Source organism: Conexibacter sp. SYSU D00693 (genome assembly GCF_017084525.1).
Lineage (GTDB): Bacteria > Actinomycetota > Thermoleophilia > Solirubrobacterales > Solirubrobacteraceae > Baekduia.
Map to the genome: position 1 here is coordinate 2899243 of NZ_CP070950.1, position 12396 is coordinate 2911638.

The 12396-nt window shown below is 76.1% G+C and carries 11 protein-coding genes; 5 read left to right on the top strand and 6 right to left on the bottom strand.

Annotated features, from left to right (window positions below; all coding sequences use genetic code 11):
* The first annotated feature begins 2 nt into the window (after positions 1–2).
* On the top strand, positions 3–1439 hold the full coding sequence (locus JUB12_RS14385; RefSeq protein ID WP_205696110.1) for a transglycosylase SLT domain-containing protein: 1437 nt from the start codon (positions 3–5) through the stop codon (positions 1437–1439).
* Here the strand turns inward: JUB12_RS14385 and tkt are convergent.
* On the bottom strand, positions 1417–3438 hold the full coding sequence (gene tkt, locus JUB12_RS14390; RefSeq protein WP_205696111.1) for a transketolase: 2022 nt from the start codon (positions 3436–3438) through the stop codon (positions 1417–1419). The two genes, JUB12_RS14385 and tkt, sit on opposite strands and share 23 nt — an antisense overlap.
* 58 nt (positions 3439–3496) lie before the next feature.
* Between tkt and JUB12_RS14395 the strand changes: the two genes are divergently transcribed.
* Entirely contained in the window at positions 3497–3835 is a 339-nt protein-coding gene (locus tag JUB12_RS14395) for a CrcB family protein (RefSeq protein ID WP_205696112.1), read from the top strand.
* A 9-nt stretch (positions 3836–3844) separates the two neighbouring features.
* Positions 3845–4738, top strand: coding sequence for a haloalkane dehalogenase (locus JUB12_RS14400; RefSeq protein ID WP_205696113.1), 894 nt, complete (start codon positions 3845–3847; stop codon positions 4736–4738).
* Here JUB12_RS14400 and JUB12_RS14405 read toward each other — a convergent pair.
* The 3 genes from JUB12_RS14405 to JUB12_RS14415 all read right to left on the bottom strand — a co-directional run bounded on the left by JUB12_RS14405 (position 4735) and on the right by JUB12_RS14415 (position 8653).
* The gene (locus tag JUB12_RS14405; protein ID WP_205696114.1) at positions 4735–5619 is read right to left on the bottom strand and encodes an SDR family oxidoreductase; all 885 of its coding nucleotides are present in this window, start codon (positions 5617–5619) and stop codon (positions 4735–4737) included. The two genes, JUB12_RS14400 and JUB12_RS14405, sit on opposite strands and share 4 nt — an antisense overlap.
* Before the next feature lie 48 nt (positions 5620–5667).
* The gene (locus JUB12_RS14410) at positions 5668–7311 is read right to left on the bottom strand and encodes an RNA polymerase sigma factor (RefSeq protein WP_205696115.1); all 1644 of its coding nucleotides are present in this window, start codon (positions 7309–7311) and stop codon (positions 5668–5670) included.
* 190 nt (positions 7312–7501) lie between these two features.
* Positions 7502–8653 (bottom strand): HD-GYP domain-containing protein, encoded by a 1152-nt coding sequence (locus tag JUB12_RS14415; protein WP_205696116.1) that lies wholly within the window; start codon positions 8651–8653, stop codon positions 7502–7504.
* Positions 8654–8712: 59 nt separating this feature from the next.
* Here JUB12_RS14415 and JUB12_RS14420 point away from each other — a divergent pair, with 59 nt between their 5' ends.
* Positions 8713–9420 carry a DUF3105 domain-containing protein gene (locus JUB12_RS14420; RefSeq protein ID WP_205696117.1) on the top strand — a complete coding sequence of 236 codons (708 nt, stop codon included), beginning with the start codon at positions 8713–8715 and terminating at the stop codon, positions 9418–9420.
* Here the strand turns inward: JUB12_RS14420 and JUB12_RS14425 are convergent.
* Positions 9410–10828, bottom strand: coding sequence for a PLP-dependent aminotransferase family protein (locus JUB12_RS14425; RefSeq protein WP_205696118.1), 1419 nt, complete (start codon positions 10826–10828; stop codon positions 9410–9412). The genes JUB12_RS14420 and JUB12_RS14425 overlap by 11 nt on opposite strands.
* Between JUB12_RS14425 and JUB12_RS14430 the strand changes: the two genes are divergently transcribed.
* On the top strand, positions 10827–11429 hold the full coding sequence (locus JUB12_RS14430; protein ID WP_205696119.1) for a carboxymuconolactone decarboxylase family protein: 603 nt from the start codon (positions 10827–10829) through the stop codon (positions 11427–11429). The two genes, JUB12_RS14425 and JUB12_RS14430, sit on opposite strands and share 2 nt — an antisense overlap.
* On the opposite strand, the gene JUB12_RS14435 is transcribed toward JUB12_RS14430, so the two are convergent.
* Complete coding sequence (locus tag JUB12_RS14435; RefSeq protein ID WP_205696120.1) at positions 11398–12393, bottom strand: ATP-grasp domain-containing protein; 996 nt, start codon at positions 12391–12393, stop codon at positions 11398–11400. The genes JUB12_RS14430 and JUB12_RS14435 overlap by 32 nt on opposite strands.
* Positions 12394–12396: the final 3 nt, after the last annotated feature.

Here is a 12396-nt window from a genome sequence, read left to right on the forward strand (position 1 = left end):
CCGTGACGCCCCGACTGCGCCTCCTGTCCCTGGTCGCCGTCGTCCTCGTCGCCGCCGCCGGGCTCATCGCCCTGGCCGCGGGCGGCGCGGACGACGACGGACCCCGCCCGCTCGAGCCCGGCCGGGGCGCGACGGCGTCGTCCTCCGACCCGCTGGCCTACCGCTCCGAGCGGCGCGCCGACGTCGAGCAGCGCGCGGCCGCCGGGCTCGCCCACGTCCTCTACGCCAAGTCGCCGGGTGGCGCGGTGGCGACCGCGGAGCGCGTCGACCGCTGGCGGCCGCTCGTCGAGGCGGCCGCCGAGCGCCACGACGTCGACCCGGACACGCTCGAGGCGATGGTCTTCCTCGAGAGCGCGGGGCGCGAGGACGCCACCGCCTCCGACGACCTCGAGGGCGCGGCCGGCCTCACGCAGATCCTCGCCGAGACCGCCACGAACCTCCTCGACCTCCGCGTCGACGTCGAAGCCAGCGAGCGCCTCACCCGCGGCATCCGCCGCGGTCGCAAGGTCGCCGAGCGCGTGGGCGAGCGCCGGCGCGTCGACGAGCGCTTCGACCCGGCCAAGGCGCTGGACGCCACCGGTCGCTACCTGCGCTTCGCCAAGGAGCAGCTCGGCCGCGACGACCTCGCGGTCCAGAGCTACCACATGGGCGTCGGGAACCTGCAGCGCGCGCTGAAGGCCTATGGGGACGACGACGTCCCCTACACCCAGCTGTTCTTCGACTCGACGCCGCTGCGCCACCGGGAGGCCTACGAGGTGCTCGCGGGGCTCGGCGACGACTCGCGCACGTACCTGTTTCGGGTGATGGCGGCCCGCGAGATGATGGGCACCTGGCGCCACGAGCCGGTCGAGCTCGCGACGCTCGCCGCCGCCCACGCGCGCAAGGCCTCGGCCGAGGAGGTCCTGCACCCGCCGGCCCTCACCCCGCCGTTCGCCTCGCCTGAGGCGCTCGACGCCGCCGCGCGCCAGGGCCAGCTGCGCGCGCTGGAGCCCGAGCTCCTGGCCGAGCACGGCCTGCGCGTCGACCCGCAGATGGGCGAGCTCTCGCGGCGGCCGTCGCGCTACCGGCGGCTGCGGCCCGAGGCGCTGGCCCTCGCGCTGTACCTCGGCCGCGGGGTGCAGGAGGTCAGCGGCACCAGCGACCCGCTGACGATCACCAGCGCGGTGCGCGACCTGCCCTACCAGGACCGGATCATCCGGTCGGGCAACCGCGAGGCCACGCGCGGCTTCTCGCTGCACACCACCGGCTGGGCGTTCGACGTCTCGCGCAACTACGCGTCGCGCAAGCAGGCGCTGGCCTTCCAGTTCTGGCTCGACCGGCTCCAGGCCCTGGACCTCATCGCGTGGGTGCGCGAGCCAGGGGCGATCCACATCACGGTGGCGCGCGGCGCGCGCCCGCTCGTCACCTCGGTGCTGGCTACGCCCCGAGCAGCTCCTTGACCGCGGCGGCGGTCGCCTCCGGCGTGATGCCCAGGCGCTCGAGCACCTCGGTGCCGGGCGCGCTGGCGCCGAAGCGGTCGATGGCCACGCTGCGGTCGACCCACCGCTCCCAGCCCATGGAGATGCCCGCCTCGACGCTGACCTTCGGCAGCGCCGGGGGCAGGACCTCGTCCTGGTAGGCGTCGTCCTGCTGGGCGAAGAGCTCCCAGGACGGCATGGAGACCACGCGCACCGCGATCCCCTCGCCGGCGAGCAGGTCGGCGGCGGCGAGCGCGGTGTGGACCTCGGCGCCGGTGCCGACGATCGCCGCCTGCTCCTCGCCGTCGGCGGGCCGCAGGACGTAGGCGCCCTTGGCGACGCCGTCGTGGTCGGCCTCGGCGAGGATCGGCAGGTCCTGGCGCGAGAGCGCGAAGCACGCGGGCCCCTGGAGGTCCTCGAGGACGACGCGCCACGCGGCGGCGGTCTCCTCGGCGTCGGCGGGCCGCAGGACGACGAGGCCCGGGATCGCCCGCAGGGCCGCGAGGTGCTCGACGGGCTGGTGGGTCGGGCCGTCCTCGCCCAGCGCCACGGAGTCGTGCGTGAAGACCCACGCCGTGCGCAGGCCCGTCAGCGAGCCCAGGCGGATCGAGCCCCGCATGTAGTCGGCGAACTGCAGGAACGTCGAGCCGTACGGCCGCACGATGCCGCCGTGGGCGGCCAGGCCGTTGACCGCGCCGCCCATGCCGTGCTCGCGCACGCCCCAGAAGACGTTGCGGCCGGCCTTCGCCTTCGTGTAGCGCTCGTCGTCGCCGCCGGGGAACTCGGTCTTGGTGGACTCGCTGAGGTCCGCCGCGCCGCCGACCATCGTGGGGACGAACGGCGAGAACGCGGCCATGACCTTCTGGCCGGCCGCGCGGGTCGCGAGCTTCTCCTTGCCCCAGTCGACCTTGCCCTTGCCCAGCGCCTCGCGCAGGCCCGGCAGCGGGCGCCCGCCGTACGAGCCGCCCTCCCACGCGAGCTCCCACTCCTGGGCGAGGTCGCCCGCCGAGCCCTTCCACTCCTCGAAGCGGCGCTTCCACGCGGCGTGGGCCTCGGCGCCCCTGTCGGCCTGGGAGAACGCGTCGTAGACGCCGTCGGGGACGAGGAAGTGCGCGTCGGGGTCCCAGCCCAGCGCCTCCTTCGTGGCGCGGACCTCGTCCTCGCCCAGGGGCGAGCCGTGCGCCTTGCTCGTGCCCTGCTTGCTCGGCGACGGGTAGCCGATGATCGACTTGACGCGGATGAGCGTCGGCCGGTCGGTCTCGCGCCTGCCCGCCTCGATCGCGGCCTCGAGCGCGGTGAGGTCGTTGGCGTCGTGGACCTCGAGGACGTGCCAGCCGTAGGCCTCGAAGCGCTTCGTGACGTCCTCGGTCCCGAAGCTCAGCGACGTCGGGCCGTCCAGGGAGATGTCGTTGTCGTCGTAGAGGTAGACGAGGCGCCCGAGGCCGAGGTGGCCGGCCAGCGACGCGGCCTCCGAGGCGATGCCCTCCATGAGGTCGCCGTCGGAGCAGATCGCGTACGTGAAGTGCGACATGACCTCCTCGCCGAAGCGCTCGCGCAGGAAGCGCTCGGCCATCGCCATGCCCACGCCGTTGGCGAAGCCCTGGCCCAGGGGGCCCGTGGTGACCTCGACGCCCGGCGTGACGTGCGTGCGGTCGCGCTCCGGGTGGCCGGGGGTCAGCGAGCCCCACTGGCGGAAGGCCTTGAGGTCGTCCAGCGAGACGCTGTAGCCCGAGAGGTGCAGGACGCTGTAGAGGAGCATCGAGCCGTGGCCCGCCGAGAGGACGAACCGGTCGCGGTCGGGCCAGTCGGGGTCCTGCGGGTCGTGCTGCATGACCTTGGCGAACAGGACGTAGGCCGCGGGCGCCATGGCCATCGGCATGCCGGGGTGACCGGAGTTCGCCGCCTGCACGGCGTCCATGGACAGCGTGCGGATCGTGTCGACGCAGAGCTGGTCCAGCGAGGTCTCGGTGGGGGCGGCCATGGCCGCAACGCTACCCACCGCGCGCCGATGGCCCCACGCCGCGCCTAGGGTCCATCCCGTGACCGCGCTGCTCGTCGCCGTCGCCGGAGCCGCCGGCGTGCTCGCCCGCTACGGGATCGCCACGGCGCTGCCCGGCGCGGGGGCGATCCTCGCGGTGAACGTCGCCGGCTCGTTCGCCCTCGGCGCGCTCGTCGGCGCGGGGACCGGCGACCAGGTGCGCACCGTGCTCGGCCTGGGCTTCCTCGGCGGCTTCACGACGTACTCGACGTTCGCCGTCCAGGCCTGGGAGCGCGTCGACGGCGGCGACCTGGCGGCGGCGTTCTGGCTCGTGGCGGGCAGCGTCGTGCTCGGCGTGGGCGCGGCCGGCCTCGGGATCGCGCTGGGACGGGCGGTGTAGCGTCGCCGCGTGCCCGACGTCCATCGCACGCCCGACGAGCGCTTCGCCGACCTCCCCGGGTTCCCGTACGCGCCCCACTACGCCCAGGTCGCGGGCCTGCGGCTGCACCACCTCGACGAGGGTCCCGCGGATGCGCCGCCCGTCGTCCTGCTCCACGGCGAGCCGACGTGGTCCTACCTCTACCGCAAGGTCCTGCCGCCCCTGCTGGAGGCCGGCCACCGCTGCGTCGTCCCCGACATGCCGGGCTTCGGGCGCTCGGACAAGCCCACCGACGTCGCCTGGTACTCCTACGACCGCCACTGCGAGGTGATGGCGGGCCTGCTGGCCGACCACCTCGACGTGCGCGGAGCGACGCTCGTCGTGCAGGACTGGGGCGGGCCGGTCGGCCTGCGCTTCGCCGTCGAGCACCCGGACCGCGTCGCGCGCCTGGTCGTCATGGACACCGGGCTCTTCACCGGCCACCAGCGGATGAGCGAGGCCTGGACGGCGTTCCGCGACTTCGTCGAGCGCACGGAGGACCTGCCGATCGGGATGCTCGTCCGCGGCGCCTGCGCGACGGACCCGGGCGACGACGTGGTGGCCGCCTACGAGGCGCCGTTCGACACCCCGGCTGCGAAGGCGGGCGCTCGTGCCTTCCCGCTGATGATCCCGCTGGCGCCCGACGCGCCGGGGGCCGAGGCCGGCCAGCGGGTGCTCGCCGCGCTGCGCGGCCTCGACGTGCCCACGCTGATGCTGTGGGCCGACGGCGACCCGATCCTGCCGCTGTCGACCGGCCGGCGCTTCGCCGAGGCGATCGGCCGCCCGGAGCCCGAGGTCGTCCCCGGCGCCTCGCACTTCCTGCAGGAGGACGCCGGGGAGTGGATCGGGCGGCGGATCGCCGCCTGGCTGGCCGGGACGGCCTAGCTCGTCAGCTGCCGGGGCGCGTCGCCCTCTTCGAGCTGGGGGTCGGAGTGCGACGCGCGCAGCTCGTAGTCGCGGCGCTTGGACGCGTCGACCTGCGCGAGGACCTGGTCGGCCTTCAGCGCGCGGCTGATCGCCTCGCGGCCGCGGCGCGGCACGACCTGCATGACCGTCGAGATCGCCTGGACGCTGCGCGGGACGAAGACGTCGAAGCGCGGGACCTTGAGCGCGGCGACGATCTCGTCCGCGACGTCCTCGGGCTGGACCTGCTTGACGCCCCGCGTCTGCTGCAGGCCCGAGGCCAGCTCCGTGTTGACGACCACGGGCATGACGCAGGAGACCTCGATGCCGCTGCCGCGCAGCTCGGCGCGCAGCGCCTCGGAGGCACCGACGACGAAGTGCTTCGTGCCGCAGTAGGAGGCCCCGCCGGGGAAGCCGCCCTTGCCGGCGGAGCTGGCGACGTTCACGACGTGGCCGCTGCCCCGGCGCAGCATCCGGGGCACGACCTCCTTGACGCCGAAGAGGACGCCGTTGACGTTGATGTCGATCATCCGCTGGGCGGTGGCGTCGTCCTCCTCCCACAGCGGGCGACCCACCTGCATGATCCCGGCGTTGTTGACCAGGACGTCCACCGGGCCGAGCTGCTCCTCGACCTGGTCGAGGAAGCCGCGCACGGACTCCCGGTCGGTCACGTCGAGGCGCAGGGCGATCGTGCCGCCGCCGAGCTCCTGGGCGGTGCGCTGGGCGAGGTCGGCGTCGAGGTCGCCGATCGCGACCACCATGCCCTCGCGCACGAACGCCTGGGCGGTGGCGCGGCCGATGCCGCGGGCGGCGCCCGTGACGGCGGCGACCTTGCCGGAGAGGGAACGGGGCTGCTTGGCCATGGCCCGACCCTCCCACCGACGTGACGCCGGCGTCAAGTTCGTGCGGTGCTAGCCCTTGCCGCCGCCGGACGAGCCACCGCCCGACCCGCCCGACGACCCACCGCCGAGCGGACCCTGCTGCGGCTTGTCCGGGGCCGTGGCGCCGGGCACCGGGCCCGTGGCGCCGGGCGTGCCGTCCTTGCCCTCGCCCACGCCGCCGGCCGCGGGGCCGCCGGGCTGCGCCGCGGGCGCGGGCGCCGCGGAGGGCGCCGGCGCGGCGGGCGTGGCCTTCGGCCGGGCCTGGCCGCCCGTCGGGACGATGCGCTTGTTCTTCTTCTTCGCCTTGGCGGCGCCCTCGGAGGACGACGACGGCGGGACGGCCGAACCGGGCCGGCGCGCGGCGGCCGGGTTGCCGTCCTTCTTGCCCCCGCCGGTGCTCCCGGCGGCGGGCGTCTGGGCCTTCGTGTTGACGCGGGCGACCTCCCGGACCGCCGGCGCCGCGGGGGCGGCGGCCGGTGCGGTCGCGGGCCTCGCAGCGACGGCGGGCGCGGCGGTGGCCACCGGCGTCCGGCGCGCGGGACGCCGGCGCGCGGCCCGACGCCTGGCCGGCGCGCTCGCCCGGCGGCGGCTCGCGCGCTCGCTGCGGGCGGCGGGGGCGGGCGCGGAGCGCGTGCTCGCGGGGGCGGGCGCGGCGGGCAGCGCGCCCGGCGCCGCGGCGAGGAGCTTGGAGGACGACGCGGCGCCACGCGCCTGGCCCGAGGACGCCTGGGCACCGCCGTCGCGGCCCACCGAGCCGGCCGACGGCCCGCTGCCGTCGCCGGAGACCAGCGCGCCACCCGCACCGCCGACGAGCGCGGTGGTGACGAGGACCTTCGCGGCCATCCCCTCGAGCGCCGCGGTCGCGCCCGACAGCAGGCCGGCGCCCGTGCCGCCGGCGAGGACCGCGGCACCACCGCCGCCGATGCCCCCGGCGCCGAGCATCCCGAGCACCGCGGCCTTCAGGCCGGCCGCGGGCGCCACGGGCAGGATCGCCGCCATCGCCGCGCGCTGGCGGCGGACCTCCGCGCCGAACGCGGCGCAGGCGGGGCACTGCTCGACGTGGCGGCGCAGCGGGGCGCGGCGCAGGGCGCTGCCGCGCAGCGTCGCGAGCTGCTCCTGCACGTCGCGGCACGCCACGTCACGCGCCTGGCGGCGGGCCATGAGGTTCTCGCGGGCCTGGAACACCAGCGCCTTCACCTTGTCCCGGCGGACGTCGAGGACGTCCGCGACCTCGTCGTGGGACAGGGCGCCGAGCTCGGAGAGGACGAGCGCGGCACGCTGGTCCTCGGGCAGGTGGTGGAGGTCGGCGACGAGCTCGCGCAGGTCGGCGCGGCGCTGGACCTGGGCGCTGAGGCCGTCGAGCGACGCGACGCCCTCCTCGAGCTCGACGGCGGCCTCGCGGCGGGCGCGCAGCACCGAGGTGCAGCGGTTGCGCGCGACGGTGTAGAGCCAGGCGCGCAGCTGGAGCTCGCGCTCGTCGCCGATGAGGTGCCGGTAGGCGGCGGTGAAGACGTGCTGGAGGACGTCCTCGGCCTCGGCCTGGTCGCCCAGCATGTGGCGGCAGAACGCCAGCAGCTGCCGGTGGTGGCGGTCGTACAGGACCTCGAACGCCGCGTCGTCCCCGGCGCGGACGCGGTCGGCGAGCCGCTCGTCCGACAGGGCGCGCCGCAGCACAGCTCCCCCTGGATGACGACGACCTCGCCGCAGCTCGAGAGCAGCGGCCTCCACGCGTAGATGGTGCCAGAAGTGGACACGTCCATGCCACCCAACGCGCGTCCACCCCGGAGGTTGGCCGGTGGGCAGCGGGATCGCCCACTGAACCGGAACTCGGTCCGGTGGCGAACTGCGACAGGGTGAGGTCGGACTACCCCTGGTGACGCAGCGCGCGGACCTCCACGCGGCCCTCCCGCAGCTGGCGGTCGAAGGCCGCGACGACCGCGGGGTCGAACTGGGAGCCGGCGCACGCCGCGAGCTCGGCGAGCGCGACGTCGACCTCGAGCCCGGGCCGGTAGGGCCGGTCGGAGGTCATCGCCTCGAAGGAGTCGGCCACGAAGATGACCCGGGACTCGAGCGGGATGTCGGCGCCGGCGAGCCCGTCCGGGTAGCCGCGCCCGTCGAGGCGCTCGTGGTGGTGGCGCACGAAGCTCGCCTCCTCGTGCAGCCCGGCGTGGGCGAGCATCGTCGACCCCACCTGCGGGTGCAGCTGGACCTGGGCGAACTCCTCGTCGGTGAGGCGGCCGGGCTTCTCGAGGACCGCCTCCGGCACCGCGACCTTGCCGATGTCGTGCAGGAAGGCCGCCCGGCGCAGGCGCACCGTGCGCTCCTCGCGGAAGTCCAGGGCGTTGGCGATCGCCCCGGCGTAGGCGGCGACGGTCACGGAGTGGTCGCGCGTCGCCAGCCGGGCGGCGTCGATGCCGGCCACGACGGCGTGCAGGTGGGCGAGCATGCCCGGGCGCACCGCCGCGTCGCCGACGTCGCGCGCCACCGCGCACAGGTCCTTGCCGTGGGCCTTGACCCAGCCCAGGGCCGCCTCGACGCGGCGCTCGAGGACCTCGACCGTCGCGCCGTCGTCGGGCACGGCGGCGACGCCCGCCGAGACGGTGACCGCGCGACCCGGCACGAGGTCGGCCTTGGCCACCGCCGTGCGCAGGCGGTCGGCCGCGAGCAGGGCCTCCATCCGCGTGGTCTCGGGCAGCAGGACGCCGAAGGCGTCCCCGCCCACGCGAGCGAGGGTGTCCGACGGGCGGACGCGCCCTTGCAGCACGTCCGCCACGGCGCGCAGGACACCGTCCCCGGCCGGCCGGCCGAGCGTCGAGTTGACGACGCCGAGGTCGTCGACGTCGAAGATCGCGAGCGACGCCTCGGTGCCGTAGCGCCGGTGGCGGTCGAGCTCCTTGTCGAGCTGGTGGAAGAAGACGTCCCGGGCGACGAGCCCGGTCAGGGGGTCGCGAAGTCCCCCGCCGCAGGTCGGGCAGGCTCCGGCGCGGCCCGCGTCCGTGCGAGCGAGTGCATCCATGCCTCCGAGGTGGTCGACCGGATCGGCTGGAGCTTGAGGTCCCTATGCTCCGGGCCGCGATGGCCAGTCGTCAGGAGGAGAAGGAGCGCCGGCGCCAGGAGCGCGAGGCGCGAGAGCAGGCCGAGGCGCGCAAGGCCGCAGCGAAGCGGCGGATGCAGCTCGTGGCCGGCGGCGTGCTCGCCGTCGCCGCGATCGCCGCGGTCGTGGTCGCCATCACCTCCGGCGGCGGCGACGGTGGCTCGGGCGACGGCCCGTCGCAGGAGGCCAGCTCGTCGGTGCCGATCCCGCGCCGCGCGATCACCGACCTGTCCGCCGCGGCCAAGGCCGCCGGGTGCGAGGTCAAGACCTTCCCGTCGGAGGGCCGCGAGCACTCCGAGGACGCCTTCAGCGGCTACAAGACCAACCCGCCGACGTCGGGCACCCACAACCCGACGCCCGCGCAGGACGGGATCTACGACCCGGGCAACGAGCCGGCCGCCAACAACTGGGTGCACACCCTGGAGCACGGCCGGATCCTCTACCAGTACCGGCCGGGCACCCCGCGGCGCCGGATCCAGCAGCTCGAGACGCTCTACAACGAGCCGTTCCGCGGGGCCGAGGGCTACCACCAGGTCGTCATGCAGAACAACACGGACATGCCCTTCGCCGTGGCCGGCGTGGCGTGGACGCACTACGTGGGCTGCAACGAGTTCAACGACAAGGTGTTCGACGCGCTGCGCGCGTTCCGCGACACCTACGTCGACAAGGGCCCCGAGCTCATCCCGTAGCGGCGAGGGCCCGCGCGAGCGCCCGCAGCGCGGGCGCCGCGCCGGGCTCCGGGAGGTTGGCGTAGCCCAGCACGAGGTGGGCACGACCACCGTGGCCGTAGCCCACCACGCCCGCGCCGGCCGCCCAGGCGCGCTCGAGGACGCCCGGCAGCGCGTCCGGGTCCAGCCCGGGCAGCGTCGCGTGCACGTGCAGGCCGGCGTGCGCGCCGCGGACCTCCGCCTGCGGGAGGTGCTCGGCGACCGCGGCCAGCAGCGCGTCGCGCCGGCGCCGGTAGCGGGTGCGCATGCGCCGCAGGTGGCGGTCGAGCTCGCCCCGGGTGACGAGGTCGGCGAGCGCGAGCTGGCCCAGGGCCTCGCCGCCGCCGTCGCTCAGCGCCCGCGCCGCCGCGACGTCGGCCGCGAGGTCGGCGGGCGCGACGACCCAGCCCAGGCGCAGGGCGGGCGCGAGGGCCTTGCTCACCGAGCCGAGGTACACCGTGCGCTCGGGCCGCCGGCCCTGCAGGGCGCCCGAGGGCGTGCCGTCGTGGCGGACCTCGCCGTCGTAGTCGTCCTCGAGCACCCACCCGTCCCAGGCGTCGAGCGCCGCCCGGCGCGCGTCGCTGAGCTGCGCGCCGGTCGGCATCTGGTGCTGGGGCGTGACGAGCAGCGCGTCGAGGCCGTCGAGCGCGTCGACCAGGACGCCGTCGTCGTCGACGGGGACGCGGACCGTCTCGAGGCCGGCGCGCCGCAGGACGAGCCGGTGCAGCGGGAAGCCGGGGTCCTCGACGCCGACGCGCGTGGCGCCGCGGTCGCGCAGGACGGCGGCGACGAGCGCCAGCCCCTGGGTCATCCCGGTGCTGACGACGACCTCCCCGGGCACCGCGCGCACGCCGCGGGCCCGGCCGAGGTAGCCGGCGAGGACCGCGCGCAGGGTGGGCGCGCCGGCGGGGTCGCCGTAGGTGAGCGCGCCGTCGGGGGCCGTCTCGAGCGCGCGGCGCAGCGCGCCGAGCCACGCCCGCCGCGGGAAGGCGCCGAGGTCGGCGGACTCCGCGCGCAGGTCCCACCGCGGGGCCGACGGGCCGTCGGCGGCGCCCGCCGCGTCGGCGGGCGCGGCGGCCACGCGCGTCCCGCTGCCGGGCCGCGCCTCGAGCACGCCCTCGGCCAGGAGCTGGGCGTAGGCCTCGACCACCACGCCGCGCGAGACGCCCAGCTCGCGGGCGAGCGCGCGCGAGGAGGGCAGGGGCTCGCCGGGGCGCAGCCGGCCCGCCCGGACGTCGTCGCGCAGCTGGCCCTCGAGCTGCGCGCGCAGGGTCCCGGCGCCGTCGCCCCGGCGCACCGCGACGAGGAGGTCGCGTCCGAGGTGGTCCGCTCGCGGCATCGTGAAGTGGCCCTGTCCGGCCGGGCGGCGCGAGCGTAGCGTGCCCGCCATGAGCCGGATCCCGCCGCTGGAGCCCGCCGACCAGCCCTTCGTGGTGCGCCGCGCCCTGCGGTCGGCCAGGAAGAAGGTCGGCCTCGAGCCCGCGCCGTTCACGGCGCTCGCGCGCCACCGGCGCCTCTTCCTGGCCGAGGGCGGCTTCGAGCTGGCGCTCGAGGGCTGCCACGCCGCGCCCGAGCGCCTGAAGGAGCTCGCGGTGCTGCGCACCGCGATGGTCGTCGGCTGCGAGTTCTGCTGCGACATCGGCTCGGCCCTGGCGCAGACGAAGGCGGGCATCACCGAGGACGAGCTGCGCGACCTCGCCCGCTGGCGCGAGTCGCCGCGCTTCGACGCCCACGACCGGCTCGCGCTCGAGCTCGCCGAGGCGATGGCCCGCACGCCCGAGGAGACGACGGACGAGCTCGTCGGCCGGCTGCGCGAGGCGCTCGGCGACGAGGCGACGATCGAGCTCATCGTCTTCTGCGGCTGGGAGAGCTTCCGCGCGCGCACGAACGCCGCGATGGGCTTCGGCGCACAGGGCTTCAGCGAGGGCGCCTACTGCGTGGCCCCCGACCGCGACGCGCTCAGCGCGGCGCCGGCGGGCCGGGCGGCGTGACGATGTCGCGGCCGGTCGGCCGCAGGCCCGCGTCGAGCTCGAGCTGCCAGTAGTACCGGGTGAAGGTCAGGCCGGTGGCGTGGTCGCCGACGTGCGGCTCCACCGCCTCGCCGTTGGCCATCCGCACGATGAGCTCGGGGTAGGTCCGGCCGGGCCGCGCGGCGTACATCGGGGCGGGGAACGCCCCGCCGAAGCGCGTGTTGACGTCGGTGATGCCGAGCGTCCCGTCCTCCTCGCGGAAGACCTGGATCGTCGCCGGGCCGCGCACCTCGAGCGCCTCCATGAGCCCCTTGGCCAGGTCGCGCAGCTCGGGGTCGTCGATGACCTCGCCCTTGATCGACTCGCCGCCGCGGGACTCGAGCATCGTCCGCGGGATCGCGTTGAGGCAGCGCCCGTCGCGATCGCCGAGGCAGTCGATCGAGAACTCGGGGCCCTGCATGAGCTGCTGGACCATCACCGGCTCGTCGACGTAGCGGCAGAAGAACGCGACCTCCTCCGGCGTGCGCGCGGGATGGATCGAGCGGGCGCCGGAGCCCTGGCGCGGCTTGACCATCGCGGGCAGGCGCGGCAGCTCCTGGCCGGGGAGGACCGTCGGGGGCGACGGGAAGCCCAGGCGCTCGAGCAGCTGGTGGGTCTCGAACTTGTCGAAGGTCGCGCGGGCGACCGCGGAGGACGGCACGAGCGCCTCGGGCAGCGCGCCGTCCTCGCGGGCCTTCGCGAGCACCTCGATGTCGAGGTCGGTCAGCGGGACGATCGCGCCGACGCCGTGCTCGTCGCACAGCGCGCGCAGCGCCGGGACGTAGCCCGGGTCCCTGATGAGCGGCACCGCGGCCCGCACGGTGGCGGCGTACTGCGCCGGCGCCAGCGGGTTCGGGTCGCACGCGACGACGGTCGTGTGCTGGGCGAAGGCGCTGACGATGTCGTAGCGCTTGCCCACGCCGGTGAGGAGGACGCCCTGCTGCATGGG

Coding starts and splice junctions, on each gene's coding strand:
- tkt (WP_205696111.1), bottom strand. CDS start 3,438: ATGGCCGCCCCCACCGAGACCTCGCTGGACCAGCTCTGCGTCGACACG.
- JUB12_RS14405 (WP_205696114.1), bottom strand. CDS start 5,619: ATGGCCAAGCAGCCCCGTTCCCTCTCCGGCAAGGTCGCCGCCGTCACG.
- JUB12_RS14415 (WP_205696116.1), bottom strand. CDS start 8,653: ATGGATGCACTCGCTCGCACGGACGCGGGCCGCGCCGGAGCCTGCCCG.
- JUB12_RS14420 (WP_205696117.1), top strand. CDS start 8,713: ATGGCCAGTCGTCAGGAGGAGAAGGAGCGCCGGCGCCAGGAGCGCGAG.
- JUB12_RS14430 (WP_205696119.1), top strand. CDS start 10,827: ATGAGCCGGATCCCGCCGCTGGAGCCCGCCGACCAGCCCTTCGTGGTG.
- JUB12_RS14425 (WP_205696118.1), bottom strand. CDS start 10,828: ATGGCGGGCACGCTACGCTCGCGCCGCCCGGCCGGACAGGGCCACTTC.
- JUB12_RS14435 (WP_205696120.1), bottom strand. CDS start 12,393: ATGCAGCAGGGCGTCCTCCTCACCGGCGTGGGCAAGCGCTACGACATC.